The following is a 26,348-nucleotide window of genomic DNA, read 5'->3' as shown; positions in this document are numbered from 1 at the left end:
TAACAATAAGTCTACTGAACTATATAACCGGATAAATACTGCGAAGGAATGCAGTATAAATCAACTATTAAAATGGTCCTGTTGTCCATAACTCCCTCAAAAGCCAACTTTTAGACGCTGTCGCCGCATCCGCTTTTAATTGATATCCTGCGAGGGCTATGCTGGATAACCGGATAATAACTGCGATTATCCCTCCATTCTCTCGTATCACTGCATGGAAAAATTTTTATGATCATAGCAGCCCTTCTATCGGGCTGCGTACTCCTTTGCCGCCACGGTTCAATACGTGTGTGTATATCATCGTAGTATTGACATCTTTATGCCCGAGCAGTTCCTGGATCGTCCTGATATCGTAACCGTTCTCTAGCAGGTGCGTGGCAAAAGAATGCCGCAGTGAGTGACAGCTGGCATTTTTAGCTACTCCCGAGATCCTGACCGCCTCCTTTACTGCTCGCTGGACTGCCGATTCGTGAAGGTGGTGCCTTCGGTATACGCCTCTCTCCGTGTCCCTGTAAAACCTGGCCGCCGGAAATACCCATTGCCATCCCCACTCCCAGGCAGTTTTCGAATATTTGATCTCCAACGCATTGGGAAGTTGGACGCTTCCCAACCCTCTTTGCAGATCGTTCTGATGCTGCTTCCTGACATGCTCGATATGCTTCATTAAGATTGCTTTAAGTGGATCAGGGAGGACTGTGATCCGGTCTTTGCGTCCCTTTCCCTGCCGAATGATGATCTCGCCGCGATCAAAATCGATATCCTTTATCCGCAGATTCAGTGTTTCCGTCAAACGCAGCCCCGCGCCGTACATCAGCGACGCGGCAAGCCGCTGCACTCCTCTCATCTGCGCAAGGATAGCCCGGATCTCGTTTCGAGTCAGCACAACTGGCATTCGCCTCGGCCGTTTTGCCCTGACGATTCCTTCAAGCCAGCCCAGATTGATGCCCAACACATCCTTGTATAAAAACAGTATCGCGCTGAGAGCCTGGTTTTGCGTAGACGCGCTGACTTTGCGCCTTGTAGCAAGATACGAAAGATACTCGGTGATCTCCGCTTCTCCCATTCCAGAAGGATGACGCTTTCCATGGAAATATATGAAACGGCGGATCCAGCCGGTGTATGCCTTTTCTGTGCGGGGACTATAGTGCCTGGAGCGAATGGTATTTCTCACTTTATCGAGAAGTTTTACTTTTTTTCCTCCGTATTGCCGCTGTGAGTCCATCACGATGAACCGGGAGTCATCATTTTCTGCCACAGTCTCACGGATTATCGTCTCAGAATTATAGAGGCAACACCGATCCAGGCGGTAAAGAGGTTCTTTCCCGTAGCTGTTAAAGCTGTGGATGAAGGTCGTTTCGTTCATCTACGATGTTTTCTTTATAAAAGTCCCTGTCATGAAAATCATCTCTACTTTCGCTACTTCTACTATAAAGATGTGGATTTTTCAATTAAAAAACAGTTTGAAACGTCCCTGCGGACTGCGGAACTCGCCGCCAGACCCGCAGGGACATTTACGATAGCAGAGCGGTTGTCACTTTCAATCTCTTTTAAAAATCCTTTTCCAGACCGATTTCTTTTCTTCCTTCGTTTCTTCTGTCTTTTCCAGCGATCCGCTGTCGATCTCCTTGTATATCGATACGGCCAGATCGTCGCCTCGTTCTCCCGAATCGATCTTTTTGCCTATAAAGGTATCGAGTTTTTCATAGTCGACGTTTTTGTCCGCGCCGTAGGTCATCGCCCTGGTCATTTTTTCTATTTCTTCGCCCTCCATATCGCGTTCAATCGCTTTTTCGACGACAGCCTCAGCCTTATCGACCGGAACACCGCCTCGCGCCGCTTCTTCTATAGAAATAACGGCGCTATCCCCGTATTTTCCAGCCGCCCCTCTTTTATCGTGTGCTTTTCTTCGTACTCGATCTTTTGACTCCTCGAGATGCTTATCCCATTTTTCCTTCTTTTTATCGTCCCAGTTCTTTGCTCCGGGCGGATATCTTCTCTTCATCTCCCTGTTCCGTTCCGCGTCTCCTTTTTTTTGCCCCTTTGGCATGTCAGCGCCACTCCATCCTGTCTTTCCGCCTCTTGACCATCCGGGAGGCCGGTCCCCTTCCCATTGCGCTGCCTCTTCATTCCCTAATCTCTTCGGTCTATACCCAGTTTTTTCCCCGCCTCTAGAGAGGGAGTCCGCTCTTTCCTTCATCTCTTTTTTCTCTCCAGCGACCTTTTCCACGGTCTCTTTCTTCTGTCCTTTTTCTTTTCCCCCTTTTCCCTTCTTCTGCTGGGCGCTCAGGTCCTGTCCCGATACCAGAACGAAGAGAGCGACAAAAAACAGAACTGCCAGCCTGCGGAGATTTATTTTCTTCATCGCCAGAATCCCTTTCGTTAATTAGCATGTTTAAACCAAAAGAGCAGGGTACGCGCCCTGCTCTTCTGGTAACCTATCAACAGAATCGAGGCACTGGATCAACGTTTCTTGAATCCTTTTCGCTCGATCTCCTTCTTTAGTTCTTCCTTGTTAAGAACATTGAACTCGACGCGTCTGTTTTGCGCCCGTCCCTCTTTCGTATCATTGGTCGTGACCGGTTTGCTCTCGCCGAATCCCTTCACTGTCAATTTCGCCGTATCCATCTTGGGATATTTGGACACGAGATAAGCCCTTACAGCGGCGGCGCGCTTTTCAGAGAGCTTCTGGTTGTATTCAGCGGCTCCCTGGGCGTCGGTATGCCCGCCGATCTCTATCTTCGCGTCAGGCCAGCGCACCAGCACCGCGCCTATTTCGTCGATCACTTTCTTCGTGCCGGGCAGAAACTCATCCTTGTTCGATTCGAAATTTATCTTCGATGTCGTTATGACGCCTGTATTGATGAACTCCGTCTCGATCTCGCTCATCGGCACTGGGCACCCACTGTCATCAACAGCAAGATCGGCCGGCGTGTCGGGACATTTGTCGATCCCATCGAAGACACCGTCCTTGTCAGAATCAATCGGACAACCTTTCTTGTCGACTTTCGCTCCCTTTGGAGTTCTCTCGCATTTGTCGATCCCGTCGAAGACACCGTCATTGTCAGAGTCGATCGGACAACCGCTTTTGTCGACTTTGGCTCCCTTAGGCGTCGCGGGGCACTGATCGAGGCCATCGAAAACACCGTCCATGTCAGAGTCGATCGGACAACCGAACTCATCGACGACGACGTTCCTCGGCGTTCCGAGACACTGGTCGTCGCAATCGTTTATCCCATCCATATCTATATCGGTGCAATCGCGGCATTTGAACCACCAGGGCGCGAACATCTGGCATGGCGTAATATTAAGCTCGGGGCGGTCTTTCCATTTCATGCATGAGCATCTGCCCGCTTCTACAGGTGAACCGGCCGTTGCCAGAAAAAAGCAGAGAATAAACAGAAATACGATTTTCTTCACCTTGGACCTCCTTTCAATCCTTACCGATTAATAGACTACCTTGGAAACCCGGGGAGGTCAAGAAGATTGATTGGGGTTATTTACCTATCAGCGGGCGCTGGATGCTTGATCGCCTGTATTATCTTATCCTCACCCGGTAGCTCACAGATCCGGCCATTCCGCTTTGGAGTACGAACGGACCCTGCCTCGAAAGGATAAGTCTCAGTGTTCCCGAAGCGATGTCATAGAGCGCTTCATCGGCATCGGCGGGCTCGGCGGTAAGATATACTGGCACGCCTGAGCGCACCCATTCGATATCGTTTCCAGGTCCGAAAGCGTCAGCGACAAGTTCGACAGCGGGGGAGACCGGATCGATAATCTCGATCTCGCTTACTCCTTCGATACCTGGGTTGGAAAAAACGATAGTATATGTCACAATATCGCCCGGCCTTGCCGCGGTCAGATCGACCTCCTTGGCCAGTCTGAGGAGCCCGCTTGCGCTGGCGAGGACCGTCATCTGGTCGCAGACAAGCGCCGAGGTCACGATAGAGGTCCCGCCGAGAGTCTGCTGAAGGGTCACTGTGGCGGGAGCGACAGTCCCGGCCGCCGCCTGCGTTGGTATATATACTCTTACGATCACCCGGATGATATCGCGCCCCGGCACTGCCGGATCAATATCGAGGTCTGCCGATGTCAGCCTCGTATCAAGCCCGTCGAGCCTTCCGTCGCCGTTGACGTCCCTGTACCACACATCGGTCCACCCTGCAGGCAGCGCCGTCCATACGGTGGCCTGGCCTGCCGTCCCGGCTGTGATCGTGTGGGGAAGCTCGATAAAACCTCCCGCCGGACCGCTCGCGCTGACTTCGGGAGTTATCGTTGAGATCCTTACGTCGGCAAAATCGATTTCGATAGTATCACCTGCCGAGATCGCTCCCGTCTGTACAGTGTCGGGGCTCAGACTGATCATCCCTCCAGGCGTCAGTTCGATGACATCGGTAGCAGGTCCAGCCGGTACGCCGATAAGGTACCTTCCTCCCCCATCCGTATAGACAGTGACGGGGGCCGACGGATCGGCGAAGGTGATCTTTACGCCGCTCCAGCCCGCCTCTCCCGGATCATAAATACCGTCATGATCGCTGTCATCGAATACGATCCCCCTTACAAAGGCGCCGGTTAGCACTTCAAGCAGAACGCTGTCCTCGATATCCATCAAAAGCGCGATCGCGTCGATTATGATCCCTGCCCGCGATCCCGCCCCTGCCGGTATCGCCATCTTCACGGTGAATACCAGCGACCCGCCAGGAGCAATAAGCGGCGTCACGAAAGGCGATGTGAAATCGCTCACCCCGTCAGAGAGAAGCACCGACCCGGCAGGCCATCCTGCTGGATCCTGCCAGACGATCCGGAACGAATCGGGGAATCCTCCCCTGTTGACGATCTCGAGCAGGGCGGTCGCCAAAGACCCCGGATCGCCGAAGACGACGGCCCGGCCACCTTCTCCCGTCCCCGCCGGCGCCGTGTCGAACGCTCCATCTCCCTCTATGATAAGATCGGCCAATGGAGGGGCGTTTATATGGACCTCGGCCGTCACGCTTTCTACATTTGTCGAATCGGAGGTCGACATGAAGTCTATTATGTATGAATAATCACCTTCCGGCGCGGAGACAGGGGCGGTGACTGAAAAGATATAGAACCCCGACCCGCCGTCTATGATGACCGGTGTCGCCGCAGGCGAAGCGGCCCCCTGGAATGTAGCCGTCCAGCCTGGGATCGAGTTCCATTCGACTATGTATTCTTCCGGATCAGCTCCCTGGTTCTGCAGTTCGACGGTGAAATTGACAAGCTGGCCTCCGACAGTGCTCTGAGCCGAGTATCCGCCGGCTCCCGTGCCTGTTGCTGCGAACAGTTCGTCGCCGTTGCCGTCTACAATAGCGTCGACAAGGGCGGGAGAAGAGACGACGACCCTTCCCGTGACGCTGTCGACGTAATATCTCTTATTCGCCTTGTATCCGTTGAGGATAATATCGAAGGTGCCTCCAGTCGAAGAAGCCGGCACCCTGACCTCCAGGGTGTAATCGCCGGCCGGGACTCCCGAAAGCGACGAAGTCGAATCTCCTATCACCACTTCCCACCCCGCTGGCGTATCCCACTCGAGATCGAATATGTTCCCTCCAGCCTGGTTCTGTACCGTGATATTGAAGAAGACAGTGTCGCCCGGATCGGCGCTGATCATCGAACTGCCTCCGAGACCCGTATCGATCGGTCCGTAGGTGTCGTCCCCGTTCCCGTCGATCAGAAGATCGATCTCGTTCCCCGAAGCGACCGAGATCCCCGCCGTAACGCTTTCTGAGATATTTCCATCCACCTCCGATATGGCATCTAGAAGGGATAGGTAAGTGTCGTACGCCGCGTTCCCGGGGATCGTCACGGCAAGGGTGAATGCTCTCTCGCTGTACGGATCGAAGACCGGAGTGACCCACGGGAAGTCGTGATCTGAAGTCCCGTCATTGATGACCCCGGACCATCCGCCTCCCGGCGAATCCCAGTCGATCTCGAACGAATCGGCGACTCCTCCCTCGTTCTGAATTATCACGGGGAAATAGATCGTGTTTCCCCTCTCTCCCGAGATCGTGCTGTTCCCGCCGAGCCCGGATGCTGTCATATCTATGATACCGTTACCGCTCGAGGCGATTATCATATCTATCTTCGGCGCCGCCACTATAGCCCTTGCCGTAACGGCATCGACCCTCAAAGTGTCGGTGACAGAAGCGGCGTAGACTATGGTATTGTACGCTCCTCCAGGCAACGAAACGGGGACTGTGACTCTCAGCGTATACTGCTCGCTGCTTCCCGGAGCTATGCCGCCGGTGGTGAAAAGCCCCGTATGGACCGTGGCGCCATCGTCTATCCCGGCCGAGAGTGGCGCGCCGGGCGTGAACCATACGGTGAATGAATCATTGAGCGTTCCCGCGTTGACCAGATCGATCGCGTACTCCAGAATCGTATCAGCCGGGCAGTTACGGATCGATATCCCCCCGCCCCCTGATCGGTCTATCACGCCGAACCCGTTCGAATCTATCGCCAGATCGGTCAGGTGATCTGAAGGGACTACATTCGTCCCGAGGGTGGCGCTGTCGTACCTGTTGCCATGGGCGACCGAGACAGCGTCGAGTATCGTCGCGTACCCGCCGAGAGGCTCACCGGAAGGTATGGCGACATGGACTTCGGCGCTTATCGACGATCCCGCGGGGATCGACGGAGTCGTCCATGGGAAGGGGTATGTCGTTCCGCCGTATTCTATCGTCACGGTCCAACCGGCGGGAGGTGAAACGGACAGGTTGTAGGAGTCGATATCGAGCCCTTCGTTCTCGATATCAAGCAGGTAGGACACCGTTTCACCTTCCTCGCCACTTCGGGTCGATGATCCACCGCCTCCGCTGCCGATCGCGGCAAAGAGATCGTCGCCATCGCCGTCGACGGCGAGATCGGCGAAATGCCTGACGACCAGGGAGACGTCATCGACGAAAGTCCATGTTTCGTAAAAATTGTCGTAAGTATTTATCTGCCTGAAATAGATCCTGACAGTCTGCCCCGCCCACGCGGACATATCATACCCCACCGGGCCCACGCCATCATCTTCGATCCAGCCACTGTCCTTGAACTGGTTATCCCATTCGGAGAAGGAAAAATCGACGACGGTCGCCAGCACCGTATTCGATGTATTTCTTATCGTCACGGTGAACGGGTCATAGTTCACGCCGTCATACCCCTGCTGCCGGAAGACGAAATAGAGGACAGCGCTCGAAATATCGGCGGGAATGGTCACGTCATGATACATGAACCCCAACCGGTTCCTTCGCTGAGTCGTGTATTTGAAACCGAGGAGAGCGCTATAGTTTCCGCTGTAAGGGAGATCCAGAACGACATCGTGATCGGCCCAGCTTGGATTGGTGAACCCTAGCGTGTTCCCGCCATTGTGCGTCCAGCTCCCGCTGAAAGAACCGGATTCGAAAGTGCCTCCATCTATCAGTTCCGCGCCTCCGGCCTCTCCGCCGGCGACAGAGATGATCACCGCCGATACGAGCGCCATAGCCCGGAAAGCTGCCCTTTCTTTTCTGCCTTTGAAAATCCTCATCTGCCGTCTCTCTCTTTAAAGACCGGGAAAGCCGCCCTCCATGGCGGATATCTCACGTCGTCGTGTCATTCTTTCCCGGCATAAAAATAGTCGAGTATCTTCTCGTTGAATTTCATCTTCATCCCCACGTGGAATCCGTTTTTCTCGAAATCGTTTATCGAAGCGTCGGAGTCGCTGTGCCCGCCGAAATCGTACCCGCACCCTACCCAGACATTTTCCGCCACCACCTTCCCGACCTCGAGGCCACCGCCATACCTGACTGTCGACGTTTCGCGCTGGTGAACGATCCTGGCGCTGATACCAAGGTCCCACCCATATTCAAACGTCCTGAGAACACTTGCCTGCCAGAGGAAAGACGCGCTGCTCGCCGTATATGATTTAAAACAGTTCCTTACCCACCTTCCGGCGATCTTTCCCTCTGCTTCCCACTTCGGACCAAGCAGGTAATTCGCTTCCGTCATTATCGTCAGGTCCTTGTCGACAGTTCCCGGGTGGGCCGGACTGTTCTTCTCGTACCTTGTTCTGGCAAGAGAGAAGATCGTCAGCGGCCCGCCGTCGACCGGCCTGAAAGAACTGCCGAGGGTCGAGCTACCCTTGACCCTGTCGAATTCGATTTCCTCGTTCGAATACCAGAGGTCTCCCTTGAAAATGCCCGACCAGCGCCTTCCAAGTCTTTTGATTCCTGCGAGCCCGACGAGATGCTTGACCCGTTCCGGTTCGATCCTGATCTCGTAATCCCCCTTCAGCTTGTAAAGCTCTCCGGCGGGTGTGTAGAGCCACCCGGTCGAGAATGCGGTATAGTCGTCATTCGCCGCTCCGCTTACAGTGGCAAGCTTCTCGACCGTGACTGTCGATGTAAGCGCGTCGCTCAGCCTGAACCTGTTTTTCAGGCCTATTACGGACTGCCCCCTCTCCCCCGACATCGCTCCCTCCATCCTGTATCTCGAATAGAGGCTCAGATCCTCATTGATCCTCGATTCGAGCCCGAGCTGGGTAAGATGCCTTGTTCCCGTGCGTCTGCCTGTGCGGTATTCATGCTTGAGCGTCCCGTCTATATTCTTCCAGAGTTCGTAAGACAGATCTGCCTGTATCCTGTTCGGATATTCCTCGACCTCTTCTCCTCCGATTATCTGATCTACCTGCAGCTCCCCTTTCGATCTTCCCTTATCAAACCCCGCCGCGGCTATCAGAAGAGCCGCCGACCGCCGGCTTCCGTCGTTATCGTCGTAAGATGCCGCTCCGAATCCCGCCTTCGAAGTGAGCCAGCCGGATCTGTAGCGGCCGCAAAGGTCGAGATATCTTTTCTCTTCGCCACGCTCCCTGAAATAGTGATCGAACGCCTTCGCCGCGACTGAGTACCTGCTGTTTATCATCCAGCTCAGATCGATCCCCGTCTTTCTGCTGCCGAGCTCGGTCTTGCCGCCGGTGAATCCTGGGTTATAGAAGTTCGCGTCGACATCGCGGTAATAGGCGCTCCATTTCAACGGAGATTTCGAACTCCCCGCGAACCGGACCCGGAAGGCTTCACCCTTCCCGAGGAGGAACTTGTCGCTTCTCGTATATTCTGTTTCTATCGATACTCCCCTGTACAGGTACCCGGAGAGATCGATACCGGTGATCGAGGAGTTGCCAGTTCCCTCTTCTTCGATGATTACCGTCGCCCCGGCGCTGAGGCTGTCCGTTATCTCGAAAGTCGGCCTTATCCCGTAAATGAAGTTTATCGATTTTGAATCGCGGCATTCATAGCTCACAACGATCGTCACCGGATTAAGATCGCGGTCCCTCGCTGCAACTGGTTCCTTAAAAAGGATCGAACCATCCATATAGTTTATGTCATAGTCGCGGCCGAATTTCTTGTCATCGACGCGGATGATATTCTCCGGCCTGTACCTGTCTCGCACCTCGATCCTTATTTCCTCGCTATGTTCGGTCAGTGGAAAATGCGAGAGGAAATAGAAGCCGCTCGTCCCGTCAGCGTTTATCTCCTCCTGCCATGTGACCTGGTCGGTCCTTGTGATGAACGTAGCTATTCCGCCGCGCGTGAAATTCGCTTCTCCCCTTACTCCGTTGAAAGTCCTGTTATATCTGGTGAATTCCAACCCGCCGAGTTCCGTTTTGAAATCTCCGAACATCACGTTATAGCGCCTGTTATCGACTCGCAGATAAGTACCGCTTCTGGAGGCGGAATTGAACTTTAACTCGCTCGCGTCGCCATATAGCGGATACTGCTTCTCCGGTTCTATCCTTCCGAGCAGGATATCCTCGCGTATCGGTCTCGTGTCGACCGCCAGCGTCATCAAGTGGCCGGTCGCTATCTCTCCCTGTCCGTAAAGGGAGAGTTTCCCCTCGGCGAAGAGACCGTCATGGAACTTTTCGTCAGTCCTGTATACGGGAGCGGCGCCAGAGAGGCTGCTGTAACCGATCTCTCCCTCTCCAAAACCGAAGAGGAACCAGTCGCGCATAGGCGATTCGTATGTCACGCCGCACGACGCGCTCAGGCGATCGAGGACGACATCGATCTTCGTCCGCAGCGGATCTCTCGATCCTGGCAGGGTGAAGGCTACCTTGCCGCCTTCCGTGGCGAGCTGGACTCCCGGCTGGTGGGGGTTGATATCGAGCTTTCCGATCAGGTGCCCGGGGCCATCGAGCGTGACGAAGATCCCGTCGCGTACAGGCAGTCCTGATTCGTCGTTTACGAGGAAGATGATCTCGGGCGTAGAGTTGCCGTCCGCCGGTATCGAGATTTTTTCCCTCTCGGCGACAATCCCCGCCGGGTTGCCGGCAAGGTAGACGTACCGCACGCATACCGACCGTTCGCCGCGGTTTCTGCAGACGACGAGGATGTCGTTCCTTCCGACGGCGATCTTGACGTCGTAGAAGATCACGCCGAGAGTGTTGTTCCCCGTATCGATCCGTTTCTGGCCAAGTTTTTCCCTGCCCACCGGGATGTTGTTCACGTAAAGCTCCACTCCGGCCGAGAGGGGAGTGACGACCTCGACGTCGATCTTGTCGCGTGCTGTGAAAATATGCCCTTCGTCCGGGGAGACGATCTTGGAACAAATTCCCGCGTCATCGGCGAGTGAATATCTCTTCTCCGTCGTGTCTGGCATCGCGAAGATCGCCGGCAGCCCCGGATCCCCTTCGGAATAGGAGTCTGGCGGGATCACCTTTATGTTGACCCGCCTGTTAAGCGCCCTGCCCTCGGCAGTGGAATTAGACGCTATCGGATACCTGTCTCCGACGCCGGAATAATCCATCTTTTCTTCCGGTATCCCGTTCATCCTGAGGAGCTGGAAGACAGAGCGCGCCCTGCCGAGGGATAGTTCGAAATTCGAAGGATAATCGATCGTACTTATCGGAATACTGTCAGTATGCCCTGTGATCATGATCCGCCAGCCGGGATGTTCCATCATCCACAGGCCGAGCGAAGCGACCTCCCTTATCGGGATCTCCTCCAGGATGGCGCTGGCCGCGCTGAAATAGGCGCTCGGAATAGTGATAGCTTCGTATCCATCCGCTCTGTTGGTGATCGATTTATCCCGGCCGCCTGTCGCCCGGCCGGCAGGATCTGAATCTCCAGTCGCGGAGCCGCCTGAGCGGGCCTTCGACGTATTGTTACCATACGCGCCAGATTGCCCGGAAAGTCCCTCTTCCGGCGTTTCCGGACCACTCTCCTCCCGGGCAATCATGGCGCCAGTACTGTCTTTATTTTCTGAATATCCCGATGGAGCGCTTCCCGCCGCGGCGGCGACTCGGGCCCGAAGCGGAAAATCCACGCGCCGGTTTCCCGACGGCGGCAGGTCGATCAGGTACTCTCCCTCGACCCGCAGGCCGAAATGCGCAGACGCTCCCGCTTCGAGAGAATCAGGAAAGGTCTTCGGATCAGCCCTGACGACATGCGTTCCTTCATAGGTTCCGGGCAGGGTATACGCTCCGGATGAATCTGTGATCGCGTAAGTCCCGTTCTCGAGATATACCGAGACCCCCTTGATCCCTTTTTCTCCCTTCTCGCGCATTCCGTCCCCGTCTTTATCGACAAAGACCGAACCGAAGACGATCCCCTTCCGGGAAAAGAGCCCATCTATTATCCTGACAGAGGCGATAGCCGGACCGTCCGCCGTCCTCTCCCCAAGGACCGAGATGCCGTAGACCCAGGCGCTGCTGGTCAAATGTCCCTTCTCCTGGCCCGCCTTGACGGCAGCCCTGAAGACTACTTCCTTCTTTTCTCCCGGTTCGAGCCTGCCAAGTTCCCACCTGAGGATGTTGCCGTTGATCCGGGGCTTTTCGCTTCCGCCGACGTAACCGAGTCCAGGAGAGACTCTTTCGACCAAAATGATGCTGTCGACTGTCGTCTCTTCGGTAAGGTTCTCGACTGTTACGATATAGCTGGCGATATCACCGGTCATAACGCTCGTCTCCCTTACCGACTGCTTGACCGAAAGAAGCGGAATATCTGCCTTTACCAGGATGTCATGTACCGTGTTTCTCGACCCGTCGTCGACGAGCGATCGCGCTTCAACCGTCAGATCGAGTTCTCTTCCTTCGAACGCCCGGAGTCTTTCCGCTGTCGAACTGATCCTCAGCCCGGCGACGACCGATCCATTCTGAGGGATCACTCCTGCCGCCGCCGTATACTGCGAGGTGCTCGAGAGGGGATATCCCGATCCGTCGATGAACTCCATCGTCCAGTCGGGATGTACCATGGCCGAATCTGCAAGGACGATCTCGACAGTGTCCATATAGTTGCCGCCGTTGAATATCTCGTGCCAGAAGATTATTGTCGAATCGCTTCCGGCAAGAGAGATCACGACCCGGTCGGCCGCGCTTCCTTCGGGCGCGGACGGGTCTCCCGCCGGGCCTATATCGAGAGCGCTGATCTGTCCGACCATGACCTGGTGCTCGTTTGAATTCAGACTGTACGGCTGGGCATCCACCCCGGTGAAGAGGCACGAGGCGGTATTGTACAGAGGCCCGCTCTCGTGATCGTCATCGACCCTGAGCGCGAACGACAGGTAGCCGCCGGCGCCGGCGATGAGAGTCTCAAGGTGTAGGCGGACACCTTTGACTCTCTCTGCCGGCGGTGCGACTTCTACCCATTCGAAAAGCTCAATGTCAAAATACTCTATCATTCCGGGCAGGGATGAGACAGCCGAACCGGGCAGATACTCTGTTCCGCCGCTCATCCCTGAATAATCTATGAAATCTGTGATTATTATATCCTCTGCTTCCCTCTCGCCGGTGTTCACGTAATCGAGCGTGTAATAGAAAGTCTCGCCAGGCATCACTTCGGGCCTGTCGGCCTCTGTCACGAGCGAAATGCTCGCCTCGTTGCGCGCTTCGATCCGCACGACATTGCCGGCGTCCACCGCCGAGGTATCGCTCACCGACCGCGCCCTGATATCGAGATGGGCTCTCTGAGCTCCGCTGAGACCGGATGGTAACCACGCGGAAGCTACCAGATGAACGCTCTCGCCGGGAGAGAGGGGCCCGGCCTGGACTATCGTCTCCTCACCGGGATCGATAAGGCCATCGCCGTCCTGATCGAGATAAATCTCTATGTTGACAGGGATAAAATCGGAAGGGGAAAGCACCGCGGCGAAGAGATCGAACGAGTCTTCATCATTTCCCGAATTGCCGAGGGTATACTGGAATATGACCTGCTCGCCGCTGAAGGCGGCCGCCGTGGCGGCCGGGGCCGTAACGCTCCCGTCAGGAAGCAGCATCGGTCCGTAAACGGGCAGCAGGCCGATTGAGACTGTATTGGAAAAGGCGGTAAGGTCGTTGCCTCCGAGCCTGAAAGCCCCTTCAGTCCTGCTGGTGATCATATCACCGGGACCGGGTACCTGCGCGAAAGCGGCGCCCGCGAGAAACGAAACGAGCAGAAAGAGGCACACGGTTATCGCGAACCTCTCTCTGCTGTCTCTGCAGAGTATTGCTTTATGGAATACTTGCTTTCTCACGGCGCCGCCTCGCCGGTTCCAATATTGTACGGCGGGGAGGGACGAGCCCTGCCCCACCGCGTGAATTCACGTTTATTCTGCGATGATCCTGACAATGAAACCGACACCGTCTGCCGTACCGTCGCCACCAGCCAGAGTACCTGTCAAGGTCCACCTGACATTGGTCACGTTGGCATCAAATCCGGCAGGAGCGCCGCCGCCACCGCTTACCGGTACGTACGTCCATGTCGCCGCGCCATCATCGGAGAAATCAATAGTGATAGCCGTGATCCCCGGAGCGAAAGTGCCGCTTACCTCTGATCCGACGCGGAACTGGGTCCATGCCGGAATCATGTCGAAGAGCACTATCGTGTCGAGATCACCTGTACCTACGTTCGAGTAATCCGTCCTGTAGGTCAGTTCCGTTCCTGGAGCCTGATTACCGGCCGGGTTGACCGATTTTGTGAGAACGAGGTTGCCGGCGACGATCGTCGTGATATCTGTCGCCGAATCGGTCGCTCCAGTTCCGCTTCCTGTGACCGTTATCGTACCGGTCTCGACCGTACCCATCGCTACGCCGCCGGGGATCGATATCTGTACTATGATATCGTCACTGGCGCCGGCCACGAGATTGACCGAAGCGATAGGATTGTTCGCCAGATCGAAGAATGCGTAGCTCCACGCGTTTGAACTGACGAAGCTGAGAAGGAACGTGTCGTCGACGTTCCCCGTATTCGTAACGGTGTGCTGGTAACGGATCGTTCCGCCAGCTGTTCCCGTTCCATTTCGATCAGGCACTATGGCGACCGAGGGGGCACCATTTACCGTCACCGTGTTGCCTATCTCATCGAAGATGGCAGGATTGTTTGCCGAAGTTGCCCTGAAAGCCACAGGATTGACGCCAGGTACTTCACCGGCCGGGACATTGACCCGGGCGATAAGGTTGACTTCAAGGCCCGCAGCGACCGGGCCTACATTGGCGATAGGTGTGAGCTCGGGCACATCCAGCACACCATTTCCATTGGAATCCAGATAGTATGTGACTGCCCATCCGGCGGGGAATGTCGAGGACAGATTGAAGTTGTCACTCGATCCGCCGGTGTTGATCACGTCGAGCGCGAAATCGACAAGGTTGCCGGGATTGACATTCTGGTTGACCGCGACATTGTTGGTTCCGACCGCGCCGTCATAGTTTCCTATATCGACAGCGGCTGGATTGACAGCGGTGATCTCGTCGTTAGTCTGGTTGAATTCGGCCGGATTGTTTGCCGATATCGCGTTTATTACCGCGTTGTACGGACCACCGGCGGCAGCGGTGCCGGGTATCATTACCCGGACGATGAAATCGACGCTTACGCCTGGGTTGACATTGCCGACGTCGACGATGCCGTCGCCGCCAAAGTCGTTAAGGGGCGTCACGCCGTCGCTGCGAAGAAGCTGTACCGACCATCCGCCCGGTATCGTCGAAGCGGCATCGAGCTGAATATTGATCTCATCGGCGGCATTGCCATCATTACGGACAGTATTGACGAAATCGACAGTCGTATTCGCATAGGCGAGGGCGACTGCCTGAAGATCGTCGTTATACAGAGGAGGAGTACCCGCTCCGGGAGCTCCGTTCGGACCGACCATGACGTCGGCAAGGATGTTGACGTTGACCTGGGTGTTGTTCGTGACGACGATCGTGGGATCCGGCGTACCGGCGTTATTATCAACGAACGCCACCGCGGCGCTGTTGTTTATGATACCGGCCGGCATCGTCGTGGGGACGGTCACGTCATAAGTGAAAGTATAGTTCTGCCCGATCGTCATATCGCCATTTGTCACGTAAGCGACGGCGATATCGCCTGCAGCGGCCGATGTCGACCATGCCCACGTTTCGGGAGATCCTGCTGTCGAGTTTCCCGTGGGCAGATAAAGTCTCGTACCACCCGCGGGAGCCCCGGCCGGAGCGCCCGCAAGAGCCAGCGGGTTGCCCGATGAAGGATCGATCGGAATAATATCATAGATCAGCACGCCGGTAAGCCCTACTGAAGCGATATTGACGCCGTGAGCATCATCGCTTCCGACATTGGAGCCGGTCACTGAGTATGTGACTGTGTTTCCCGGATCGACATTGGCCGGGAGGGCCGACATCGAAGCGGTAAGGGACGCGTCACTGACGACAGCCGTCAGGTGATAGTTACGGGTGTCGATCTGAGCGGCATCTCCAACGGAGGTCGCCTGCAGACCTACATACGCCACTTCACCGGCCACCGCCGCGGCGGGTACCTGGTACGAAACGAGCAGGCTGACCGTCGTGCCGGCAGCTACAGGCCCGAGATTTCCGGGAACTCCACCGGCTGAGATAGCCGGTTCTCCGCCGTCGAGAACGCCGTTGCCGTTCATATCGTGATAGATCGTTATACTGCCGAGACCGAGGGTCATCGATGTGTTCACGGCGTCGAGCAGAGGTTCGATCGTGAAATCGTCGGCGTCGTTTCCGGTGTTGGTCAGGTTATAACTGAAATAGACCGTCTGTCCGGGGATCGCCGTCTGCGAAAGCGCCGGTACCACCGGTGGCGTTTCACCTGAATCATCCGGAAGGACCGAGACGCCGTAGACCGGAAGCACGATCGTCGTGACTTCATTCGACGTCGTCGTATATGTATTGCCGACAGCATCCTGGAACGTGGCCGAGGCCTGGTTCCGGATCGTGGTGCCGGCAGGCGTCTGCGCCTGCGCTGATGCCGAAACGAGCAGCACCGCAAGCACTATGACAGGAAGAACAGAACCTGTCAGTTTTTTCAGCGTCATAGCTGATCACCATCCTTCTGCCCATGCATGGGCTTTCCACCTTGATACGCCCCCTCAGGGGCGCTGATTAAAAACCGATTCGAGAAGCCGGGTCTGTCTACTTGACCTGCACGCGGTAAGAGACTTTGACTTCTCTGCCAGCGTCGATCTCTCCGGCGACCACCCATTTGATGTGGGTTATCATGTCCGGGGTGGCAGTCTTTATCTCCCTGCTCCCGTCTTTCCTGACAACCTCATATGTGACTGGTGCCTGGTGGTAGCTTTCTCCACCATCGATACTGAAAACGGGCGTAGCCCCATCGATCTCGCTGGCAGTCTTGTCAAGGTAAGAAGTACCTGTCGGTACCGGTCCGATCACGCCTACATCCGAAGCTGATTCATCACCGGTATTGCGGCAGACAAGGGTGTATTCGACCATATCATTCGGATACACCGTCTCTGCGGGCACTCTGATCTCATGGTTTTCTTTTTCAATGACAATCTTCACGGCCGTCATCTCGCTGGAAAGCTCGGGCTTTCCGGCCGATGCCGCGGCGGAGAAGGTCATCACGGAAAGAAAGACCACAGCCATAAGACTTCTTCTCATCTGGCTGTCCTCCTTTTTTTCCTCCACTCGAAGTCGGAGTATCCACGCGGTAAGCTGCGGTACACGCAACAGGGAGGATCTTTATAATGGGTCGCACCTTTCTGAAGCAGAAAGCTGCTGAAACTCCTACGGGGACCTCTTTGCGCAACAGGTATTCCAAAACCGGGACTTTAGTCACAGAGGGGAAACGGGGAAAGAGCCGGGCATCCGGCAAAATACTCTGAACCCGTTGTCAGAACAGCGGTTTCATGACAAGACACGACAGGGACTTCAGGGGAATCGGAAGGCACTTCAGGGAATGACAGGACATAAAAAAGTCCCCCGGAAGGGGGACTTTCGTCTCATTATAAGCATCAGGCTTTGCAAAATGCAAAAAGCCGGACCGGCTATTTTTTGGCAAGGTATTTCTCAGGATCTTTCATGAACGCTTCCATGTTTTCCTTGCTGTTGAACTTGTATTCGATCTCCTTGTAGACATAAGAGTACTGCGAATTCTCAACATCGATCATCTGTTTGTCGACCGGATCTATAAGATACCCGCCCTTTACTCTCTTTACCTCGGTCTGGCTGTCGGTTTTCTGCTCTTCCTGTTTTTTGCCGCATCCGACTGACGCGACCATAAGCGCTACAAGAAATACCACAAGGACTCTCTTCATTCCACGACCTCCGTCTGAAACAACACTTTTCTTCTTGCAATCCTTCTCATAATCCACCGGCCGTGTACCACTTCGGCCGGCTCGCAGGGCGAAGATAACAGATTTGTCCCTTACGGTCAAGAAACTGTATATACCTTTTGGGAAGATTGTCACCACCCCTTTTTATTTAAACATTTTCAAAGTTTTGCCGAATGTTATAATATCCCGGTATCGGAAAAACCGTACATACCGCTTATTCGCGTACCGGGGCGGGAGATCTCAAGAAATCCGGACCTGAATGACAAAAGTGCCTGCCATCAACGCGGAGAGGAGCAGTTGTGGTTGTTAATAACAAGGAGAAGAATGCCGTGGCTAAAAAGTCTTCCACCGCTGGAAAAATGATCGATCCCGAAAAGATCAAGAAGATCGCGGTCCTTACCGGGGGAGGAGATTGCCCCGGTCTGAACGCCGTGATAAAAGGCCTCGTACGCTCGGCACGATCGGACTATGGCTGGGAAGTACTGGGGATACAGGATGGCTTTGACGGGCTCCTCGAGTCCAGAACCGAGCTTCTCAATTCTACGATGATGTCCGGGTTGCAGCTTAAGGGGGGGACTATCCTCGGTACATCCAACAGGGGGAATCCCCTGAGGTATCCGATGAGGGAAAAGGGGAAATCCTTCTTCAAAGATGTCACCGGCGATATCGTCAGAAACATAAAAAAGATGAAGATCGATGTGCTTGTAGCGGTTGGTGGGGACGGCACGATGAAGATCGCCCAGGCTATTTATGAAAAGGGTATTCCTGTCGTGGGTGTACCGAAGACTATAGATAATGACCTCGACGTCACCGATGTGACGTTTGGATTCAACAGCGCTGTCGATTGCGCGACGAGCGCGCTGGACAGGCTGCATACTACAGCTGAAAGCCACCACAGAGTACTTGTTCTCGAGGTGATGGGCCGCGATTGCGGCTGGATAGCGCTCGAAGCCGGAATAGCCGGAGGCGCCGACGTGATATTGATCCCCGAGATCCCATTCGATCTGAACGCCGTATGCGGACATATCCTCGACAGGAAGAAGAGGGGAAAGAAATTCAGTATCGTAATAGTCGCGGAGGGAGCCTTCCCCGAAGGAGGCAGGAAGGTATACGAAAAGGATCCCGGTGCCGACGGTACGCCTGGCCGTCTCGGAGGGATTGGAAGGTGGGTTGCCGAGAAGATAACCTTACTGGCAAAGATGGAGACGCGCGTAACGGTGCTCGGCCACATCCAGCGGGGTGGCACTCCCACCACGTATGACCGGATCCTGGCGACAAGGTTCGGTGTCGAGGCTGCCCATCTGATAGGAAAGGGCCATTACGGCAAAATGGTCTGCCTGAGGGGCAGGGAGATCAGGTCAGCCGATATCAGAAGCGCGGTAAAAAAACTCAAGGTCGTCGATCCCGAAGGCCAGATGGTGAGAACCGCCGAATCACTCGGAGCTTCGGTAGGCAGATACCAGGAAAGTCCGACTTCCGCAGAGTAGATCAATGATTCAAAGGGGCGCTCACCCAGGAGAGTGCCCCTTTTTACTGTCATCACAAACCTGAAACAGCTGGCTAGCCAGCGGACGGCTTCCCGTCACGCTGTTTCGATCCCCGCGTCGGTCTGAAGCCCGAACTCCTCTATCGCCATATCACGCATTTTGAATTTCTGTATCTTTCCAGTTACCGTCATCGGGAATTCATCGACGAACTTGATATACCGCGGGATCTTGTAGTGAGCTATTTTCCCTTTGCAGAAAGCCTTTATCTCTTCTTCGCTCGAAGTCTCCCCTTCGTTCAGCTTTATCCAGATACATATCTCTTCGCCGTACTTTTTATCGGGAACGCCGAAGACCTGGGCATCCTGCACCTTCGGGTTGGTGAAGAAATACTCCTCGATCTCACGCGGATACACATTCTCCCCTCCCCTGATGATCATATTCTTTATCCGGCCGGTTATCTTGCACGCTCCGTCGTCTCTCATCACCGCGAGATCGCCTGTATGTATCCATCCTGCTTCATCGATCGTCTCGTTGGTGGCCGCCTCGTTATTGTAATAACCTCTCATCACCTGGTAACCCCGGCAGCAAAGTTCACCCTGGTCGCCAAGCGGAACTATCCTTCCTGTCTCGGGAGAGATGATCTTGACCTCTGTATGCGGGATCGGAGGCCCGACCGTGGTCGTTCTTGTCTCGAGAGATCCGTTGTAGGGAGTCTGCGTGATGACCGGTGAAGTCTCCGTCTGGCCGTACGCTATCGTGACTTCCTTCATGTTCATCTCGTCGTTTACCCTTTTCATCACCTCTATCGGGCATGGCGCTCCGGCCATGATCCCGGTCCTGAGCGTCCCCAGATCAAAATCGGTGAAATTCGGCAGGGAGAGTTCGGCGATGAACATCGTTGGAACTCCATGAAGTGCCGTGCATTTTTCCTTCTCCACCGCCCGAAGTACCGATTCCGGCTCGAAATACTCTCCCGGGATGACCATTGTCGCCCCATGCGTCACGCAGGCGAGATTTGAAAGCACCATCCCGAAACAGTGATAGAAAGGAACAGGAATACAGAGCCTGTCGCGGTTACCGAGCCTCATCGTCTCACCGACGTGATATCCGTTATTGAGAATATTATGGTGAGTAAGGCTTGCCCCCTTGGGCATTCCTGTCGTTCCCGAAGTGTACTGGATGTTTATCACGTCGTCGAAATCGAGTTCCATGCAACGGTCTTCATAATCCTCCTCGCTTATCTTCTCCCCGAGAGCCATGAACTCATCGAGAGTGAACATGCCGGGGGTCTTCTCCCCCCCGATCAGCATGACATTCCTCAGAAGCGGCAGATTTTTCGACTCAAGCCTGCCCGGCTCCGATGATGCCAGTTCGGGTACGACCGAATTAAGCATCTCTATGTAATTGGAGGATTTGAACGAGGGGATAAGAATCAGCGTCTGGACCTCGGAATCCCTAAGCCCGTGTTCGAGTTCGTGCGTCCTGTAGGCCGGATTGACTGTCACAAGGACTGCCCCTATCATGGCTGTTGAAAACTGCGCTATCACCCACTCGGGGTGATTCGTAGCCCAGATCGCCACCCGATCGCCCTTTTTTACTCCAAGGGCCATGAGGCTCTTTGCCGCCCGGACGCAGACCTTGTAAAGCTGCCTGTATGTATATCTTTCGTCCCGGGGAACAAAGACCAGCGCTTCGTTGTCAGGGTATGTCCTGGCGATCCTCCCCAGCATCGTCCCTATCGTCTCGCCGATCAACGGTTCATCAGACCCGACGAAAATATAGCTTTTCCCGCCTCTCGGCATGCAGTATCGCTCTGTACTCATAACAGGATACCTTTGTTCCTTTCAGTCTTATGCCTCTAAATTTATTTTTAATCCTTTTAATGCTTCTTCTTGATTTCTTCGCGCATGATGAAGCGATTTGAATATTTATGGATGGAAAATATAAATCTCGACCTTCATGGGCAAGGTGTTTCGGAAAATTTTTCCGGTATAATTAACCCCGGCCGGCGATCCGGAAAAAATACTGTATGGAATGTGATATTGTTTCTATAATAAACCGGTCGAAGAGACCGTGTTAACAACAGAAGATTTACAGACTGGAGAAGATATGGAATTGGAAAAGAGCAAATACCGGTCGATCGAATCGGAAGCGATTGCGATCATCGAGGGAGATGAAGAACTTAAGAAAAAACTGCTGGCAATATGCGTTCTTCTTGAAAGAGAAGTGGAGTATTACGACTGGGTGGGATTCTATCTCACAGGCAGCAGACCGAGAGAGTTGATCCTTGGTCCGTTCGTCGGCACCCCTACCATACATGTCTGTATACCGTTCGGAAAGGGTATCTGCGGCCAGGCAGCCGAAAGAAAAAGGACTATAATCATACAGGACGTCTCGAAAGAGACGAATTACCTGGCGTGCGCTTCTGACGTGGAATCGGAGATAGTCGTGCCGATAATGAAAGGCGACGATGTCGTGGGAGAACTCGATATCGATTCGCACAGAAAGGGACCGTTCACCTGGGAAGACCGTGTTCTGCTGGAAAAGATCTGCCTGAAGCTCGGACCTCTGATGAAGTGATGACTGTTTTTTTTCAGAGGCTGATCAGAAAACGACCCTTACGCCCACTCCCCCGTTCATGTCGAACTCTGTTTCTGGGATGAGATCGAATATCGGGGCTAGTTCGAAGAAGAATCCAAGAGGTACCTCATTATGGTAGTATTCGGCCCCTATGACGAATCTCGCGCCGGCTCTCGGGTCGTCCTCTATCCTCACCCTGGCGCCGAACCCGATATAGTATGGCATCCTGTCCCCTTCGACCTCGAAAAAGAGAAAATTGTGAAAAAGGTAATCGGCGTGAATATGAATATGCCCCTCGCGCCGGAACGACCAGGCCACTCCAAGATCAAAAGCCGTGCTTGATCCTGTCCATTCCTTGTAGGTTAGTCCTGTCGGTTCGCCCAGGATTATCCCGAATTCGCGCGTATCCCCGGAGAACCTGTGCCTTGATGATTCGGCTGCGGCTTTTCCCGCGTAAAGGCAGATCATCGAGACAGATAAAAGTATAACGCCTGATATCGCCTCTTTTCTAACAATCACTTTTTTTCCTTCCATAGAGCCGCGGGACCAGCCGGTACCGGTCGGTACGCATGATCATGATAGCGCCGATGAGCAGGATCAGGTCCTCTATCAGTTTCTTCCACGCGTATGTTACTCCGAATCCGCAACCGCAGTCGAAATAAATATCGAAAAAGGAGGTGCCCGCCGTCCTCATTATCATCACGGTCCTGTAGGATATCACAACGATAAAGACTGTATTGAGCAGAACGAATATCAGCGCCGATCCCCTGATGAATATCCCTGAAAGGATCGAAAGAGCGCAAAAAAGCTCCAGCCAGGGAAGAAAGATCGAAAAAATATACAGCAACGGCCCGCCGGTAAGGATCCCGTACATCTTTATCTCGTCGGCGAAGAGGAGCGGTTTTCCGATCTTCTGCGCGGCGGCGTATATAAAGACCGCGGCTATCACTACCCTTACGATCAATATGAAGACCGGGGTTTCGAACCATCTGCGTTTTTCCAGGGGCGGGCACGCCACATCCGCGCCGTCTACTCCTTCAAAAAGAGCATCCCTAAGACTTTCCATTACCGCCATCTCTTATTCTTCCTGCCCATTTCCATTCTCGACCGGCAGCCCCTCTTCTTCCCACTTTTCCATCCCACCCTTGAATACAAGGATCTTGCGATATCCGAGAGTATACAGCTCCCTCGCGAGCATCTCTGAATCCTCGCACAACGGTCCGGAACAGTAGATCGCGAATTCATTGTCATAGTCGAGCAGCGGAATGACATCCTCCATCTGCCAGCCGAATTCGTAATAGTCAAGATGGACAGCGCCCGGTATGTGGCCCGTCTTGTATTCCCGTTGCGTTCTCGAATCGATTATGATCCCGCCCGCGTCGATTACTTTCATCAGCTTCTCAAGGGAAATAAATCTGATACCCTCCGACACGTCCTCCATCGTTTCATCAACAACGGGGACCTCGGAAATCTTCCTGAACGGATCTATCCCGTTCGAGGATAGTGCGTTATGAATAAACGCGCCTGTCAGGGCTATCAAACCGACTGCTGCTGCCTGTATTATTGATCGAGCCAACTTCTTCATGGATAACAATATATAGTCTGTCCTTTTTTAAATCAACCGATTCGCGTAATCAGTCCACTTTCTTATACATCACGATGCAGAATTATTCTCCCGATTTGTTTCTGTTGTGTGCATAATTATACCCGGATGTTAATATCACCGCAGCGGTCAGAATATATACAGCCAGCCCGCGATCTGAAAAAGAGGTGACTGCCGATGAGGGACAGAAAAATAATTCCGATGAAAATCCCACCGCTTGAGGAGATCAAAGATTCCCCTTTCTGCTGCCGCTATCTCCTTCCCGGTGAGGAAATCTCTGATCTGTCCTGCTCGGAACTGATAGACTCGGTAAGCAGATACGGCATCATATCTCCCCCTCTGGTGGCACCTTCGGGAACTGTCATTCTCGGCCATAGAAGACTCGCCGCCGCTCTTGCGGCGGGCCTGAAAGAGGCCTGGGTTATCGAAGCGGGAAGAGCGCCGGGCCTGTTGGTGGAGAAGGGCCACGAGATCCCCCGCTATCCGGCAGAAAACAGAGGCGGGGATCTTTCCCCGTTCATCCCGGTATGGATCGAGGATCTCCTTTGCGGCATGGAACTCTCCCCGCTTGAACAGATAATTTTTCTGGGCAGGACTACAAGGTTTTATCCTGATGATCTTTCTCCCGTCGCCGGTCCGGTCTCGAGGATATTCGGACGCGCTGTCTCTGCCGAAATATCCAGGGATCTGTTATCGATCCTCGATTACGACAATACCGTTCTCGACGCTGTCCACCGGGGAACAGTCAGTCCAGCAGACATTCTCCTCCTTTCCCGGCTCGCCTCTGTCAGGATCTCCGACGCAGTGAGGCTTCTCACCAGCCAGAGACTCAGCCGCGCCCGCCAGAAGGATGCAGTCAGGCTGATCTCTTATCTTGCCGACCAGGGGGACAATAGATGGGAGAGTTTCCTCGCCTCGTATGACAACGGTCCTGAACCCCTTCCCGATCTTCTCAGAAGAGCCTGTTACCCCCGTATGTCCTCGGATTCGCTCGAGATAGAGAGGGTGATATCGGATATCCGTCTTCCGCAAAACGCTTCCATCGCTCCTCCCGATAATCTTGAGGGAGGAGGATACAGGCTGAGCGTAAGGATAAGGGATGAAAAAAACCTCCGGTCGGTCCTCGGGAAAATCCTGTCGGCTGTAGATGATGGAAAAATCGCGAAGCTGCTTGCTATCCTGAAAAGATAAAATTACAGGGGATACGTGTGGGGCTGAGCGTTCCGGGTTTAAAAACGTTCAACGTTTTACAGTATCCCCTGAATCAAATCGCTCATCCGCGGCTATTAGTATATACGGATCTTCATGAGAATTGTTACATCGCCTGCCGAGCGGATCGGGCGCATCTCCTTTCCGGAAAAGAAATAAGCCCGAAAGGGCCAGGCCCCCGGGCTTATCATTCGATGGCGCCAAAGAGCGGCCGCTCATACCACTGCCGCCCTGCCACCGTAATATTATCGCTTTCATCTCCCCTGTCACTTGCCGCCAGTGTATATATCGATCTTCTTTCTCAATTCAGCGGCGTTTTCCGCGCTTGGGACATAGCTGAGATATTCCTTGTAGTTCTCGGCCGCCGTCGCTGTCAATCCCGCTTCTTCAGCAAGTACTCCAAGGTCGAGGAATACCCATGGCATATCCCTTATCACCCGGTCCTTATCGAGCTTTACGAGCTTGTTAAGGGTCGCTGTCATCTTGTACGGGTCGTCGACAGCCTTGTAAGCCTTGTACAATACCGTTTTAAGAGCGAAGTCTTTCGATCGTTTCTGCGATACCATCTCAAGGTAGGTGATAGCGTCGTAGTAGGCGCCCGCGTTGAAGAAGAAGAGCCCCATCTGGTAATCGAGTTCATCCTGGGGTACGAGGGCCTTAAGACCCGGAGCCTGCAGCAGTTTCTGCCCCGCCTCGAGCTTATTATTTACGGCCAGCACCCTGGCGAACTGGAAGAAACCCCTGAGGTATGCCGTGTCATTTTCGTATGCCTTCAGCAGAGCTTCGGCGCTTTCCTCTCCCTTTCCCTGGAATCCTCTTGAGACGGCGAGAGAGAAGAAAAGGCCGGGATCATCGGGATACCTGTCGCTCAGGACCTTGTAGATCGCTTCCGATTTATCGAACTGACCTGCCAGAAGAGCTTCCTCCGCTTCGATCATCATCGAATATTTTTCGGGGATATCCCCTTCTATGATCTGCGGATCCTTAAGGATATCCTCGATCAGATTCCCGAAAAACCTCATGTCCATCGGAACTGTACTGTTTATCGATGAAAGATTTATCGTTACCTGGGTTGTTTTTATATTCTTTCTCCTCAGTGTCCTTAGAAAATCGATCAGGACTCTCGTCCCCATCCTCTGCTGTTGATCCTGGGCTTTCTGCCCGATGAAATATCCGAGGTCGATATCTATGATCGCTGTTTCTTCAGGCCCAAGCTCGAGATCCTCGAGACGAGTCACCGTAATCGGTACGTTGTCTATCGTTCCGGAAATATTCTTTCCGTCGGCTGCCAGATCGGCAAGATCGGTCTTCCTGTAGCCGCGTTTTTCGATAAGCACCCTGTTGAAGGAGAATACCGGGTTTGACGAGATCGGGACAGTGGCGGGAAGGACCCATATCACTCTCTTATATATCCCCGCTTTCTGCCCGAGATTTACCGTGCCCCCATTTTCGATGAACTGCGAGATCTGGTCGATGACGAGGATATTTTTTCTCTTGAGATGATCGGCAGCGTTTTTCAGTGTCTCGTCATAGGCAGCCGGAAATACCTTCATATCGTCCGAGGTGTCTATATGAATAAGTACATCTGCTTTCGCGTCGTTGACGACCCACGCCTGAAGAGCTTCCGAGTTTGTCTCGACCTTTGATATCTTGTCGATCTTTCCGTGAAGCGCGACGACAGGCTCATTACCGCATCCCGCTATTATCGGTAAAAGCGCGATCGCCAACAGGGTGGGCAACCCGTATTTCCTTGCATTTTCAATATTCGGCCTCATGATTCCTCCAGCCTGTGTCAATATTCCCGCACGGCAACGATAATCAGACCTCTGCGGATATTAAACCCACAAAGAGCAGACGCGTTCCGGATTTCCATTTATTGTAACATTAAAGACTCTAAATGGAAACACCGAAAAGAAAACAGGATACAGTTTCTTGACAGAGTC

16 protein-coding genes are annotated in these 26,348 nt (G+C 53.9%); 3 read left to right on the top strand and 13 right to left on the bottom strand.

The features are described 5' to 3' along the window. Window positions 1-232: 232 nt before the first annotated feature. The 8 genes from JW814_06645 to JW814_06610 all read right to left on the bottom strand — a co-directional run bounded on the left by JW814_06645 (window position 233) and on the right by JW814_06610 (window position 17,472). Window positions 233-1,222, bottom strand: coding sequence for an integron integrase (locus JW814_06645; GenBank protein ID MBN2071122.1), 990 nt, complete (start codon window positions 1,220-1,222; stop codon window positions 233-235). 315 nt (window positions 1,223-1,537) lie between these two features. Beyond that, window positions 1,538-2,362 carry a hypothetical protein gene (locus JW814_06640; GenBank protein MBN2071121.1) on the bottom strand — a complete coding sequence of 275 codons (825 nt, stop codon included), beginning with the start codon at window positions 2,360-2,362 and terminating at the stop codon, window positions 1,538-1,540. A gap of 98 nt (window positions 2,363-2,460) precedes the next feature. After that, window positions 2,461-3,417 carry an OmpA family protein gene (locus JW814_06635; protein MBN2071120.1) on the bottom strand — a complete coding sequence of 319 codons (957 nt, stop codon included), beginning with the start codon at window positions 3,415-3,417 and terminating at the stop codon, window positions 2,461-2,463. Between the two features lie 118 nt (window positions 3,418-3,535). Continuing rightward, the gene (locus JW814_06630; GenBank protein ID MBN2071119.1) at window positions 3,536-7,531 is read right to left on the bottom strand and encodes a DUF11 domain-containing protein; all 3,996 of its coding nucleotides are present in this window, start codon (window positions 7,529-7,531) and stop codon (window positions 3,536-3,538) included. A gap of 65 nt (window positions 7,532-7,596) precedes the next feature. Next, a complete protein-coding gene (locus JW814_06625; GenBank protein MBN2071118.1) occupies window positions 7,597-13,491 on the bottom strand; it encodes an OmpA family protein in 5,895 nt (1,964 codons plus the stop codon). Between the two features lie 72 nt (window positions 13,492-13,563). Continuing rightward, entirely contained in the window at window positions 13,564-16,266 is a 2,703-nt protein-coding gene (locus JW814_06620; protein MBN2071117.1) for a hypothetical protein, read from the bottom strand. Between the two features lie 97 nt (window positions 16,267-16,363). Beyond that, the gene (locus JW814_06615) at window positions 16,364-16,852 is read right to left on the bottom strand and encodes a DUF11 domain-containing protein (GenBank protein ID MBN2071116.1); all 489 of its coding nucleotides are present in this window, start codon (window positions 16,850-16,852) and stop codon (window positions 16,364-16,366) included. A gap of 386 nt (window positions 16,853-17,238) precedes the next feature. Next, on the bottom strand, window positions 17,239-17,472 hold the full coding sequence (locus JW814_06610; GenBank protein ID MBN2071115.1) for a YHS domain-containing protein: 234 nt from the start codon (window positions 17,470-17,472) through the stop codon (window positions 17,239-17,241). A gap of 413 nt (window positions 17,473-17,885) precedes the next feature. Here JW814_06610 and JW814_06605 point away from each other — a divergent pair, with 413 nt between their 5' ends. Continuing rightward, window positions 17,886-19,013, top strand: a complete 1,128-nt coding sequence (locus JW814_06605; protein MBN2071114.1) for an ATP-dependent 6-phosphofructokinase — start codon at window positions 17,886-17,888, stop codon at window positions 19,011-19,013. A gap of 95 nt (window positions 19,014-19,108) precedes the next feature. On the opposite strand, the gene JW814_06600 is transcribed toward JW814_06605, so the two are convergent. Then, window positions 19,109-20,815: an AMP-binding protein gene (locus tag JW814_06600; protein MBN2071113.1), complete on the bottom strand. Its 1,707-nt coding sequence runs from the start codon at window positions 20,813-20,815 to the stop codon at window positions 19,109-19,111. Window positions 20,816-21,122: 307 nt separating this feature from the next. Between JW814_06600 and JW814_06595 the strand changes: the two genes are divergently transcribed. Next, the gene (locus JW814_06595) at window positions 21,123-21,593 is read left to right on the top strand and encodes a GAF domain-containing protein (GenBank protein MBN2071112.1); all 471 of its coding nucleotides are present in this window, start codon (window positions 21,123-21,125) and stop codon (window positions 21,591-21,593) included. Window positions 21,594-21,617: 24 nt separating this feature from the next. Here JW814_06595 and JW814_06590 read toward each other — a convergent pair whose 3' ends face one another. The 3 genes from JW814_06590 to JW814_06580 are packed head-to-tail and all read right to left on the bottom strand — an operon-like array spanning window position 21,618 to window position 23,169. After that, complete coding sequence (locus tag JW814_06590; GenBank protein MBN2071111.1) at window positions 21,618-22,112, bottom strand: hypothetical protein; 495 nt, start codon at window positions 22,110-22,112, stop codon at window positions 21,618-21,620. Further along, window positions 22,102-22,659, bottom strand: coding sequence for a DoxX family protein (locus JW814_06585; GenBank protein ID MBN2071110.1), 558 nt, complete (start codon window positions 22,657-22,659; stop codon window positions 22,102-22,104). Before JW814_06585 ends, JW814_06590 begins: the two co-directional genes overlap by 11 nt. Before the next feature lie 12 nt (window positions 22,660-22,671). After that, window positions 22,672-23,169 carry a rhodanese-like domain-containing protein gene (locus tag JW814_06580; protein ID MBN2071109.1) on the bottom strand — a complete coding sequence of 166 codons (498 nt, stop codon included), beginning with the start codon at window positions 23,167-23,169 and terminating at the stop codon, window positions 22,672-22,674. Between the two features lie 204 nt (window positions 23,170-23,373). Between JW814_06580 and JW814_06575 the strand changes: the two genes are divergently transcribed. Next, complete coding sequence (locus JW814_06575; GenBank protein MBN2071108.1) at window positions 23,374-24,387, top strand: hypothetical protein; 1,014 nt, start codon at window positions 23,374-23,376, stop codon at window positions 24,385-24,387. A 284-nt stretch (window positions 24,388-24,671) separates the two neighbouring features. Here the strand turns inward: JW814_06575 and JW814_06570 are convergent, their stop codons facing one another. Beyond that, on the bottom strand, window positions 24,672-26,180 hold the full coding sequence (locus tag JW814_06570; GenBank protein ID MBN2071107.1) for a hypothetical protein: 1,509 nt from the start codon (window positions 26,178-26,180) through the stop codon (window positions 24,672-24,674). Between the last annotated feature and the right edge of the window lie 168 nt (window positions 26,181-26,348).

The sequence above is a fragment of the Candidatus Krumholzibacteriota bacterium genome, assembly GCA_016932415.1.
Classification (GTDB): Bacteria; Krumholzibacteriota; Krumholzibacteriia; order Krumholzibacteriales; family Krumholzibacteriaceae; genus Krumholzibacterium.
The sequence above is the reverse complement of the archived record's forward strand: the minus strand, read 5'-3'. Positions and strand labels throughout refer to the sequence as shown.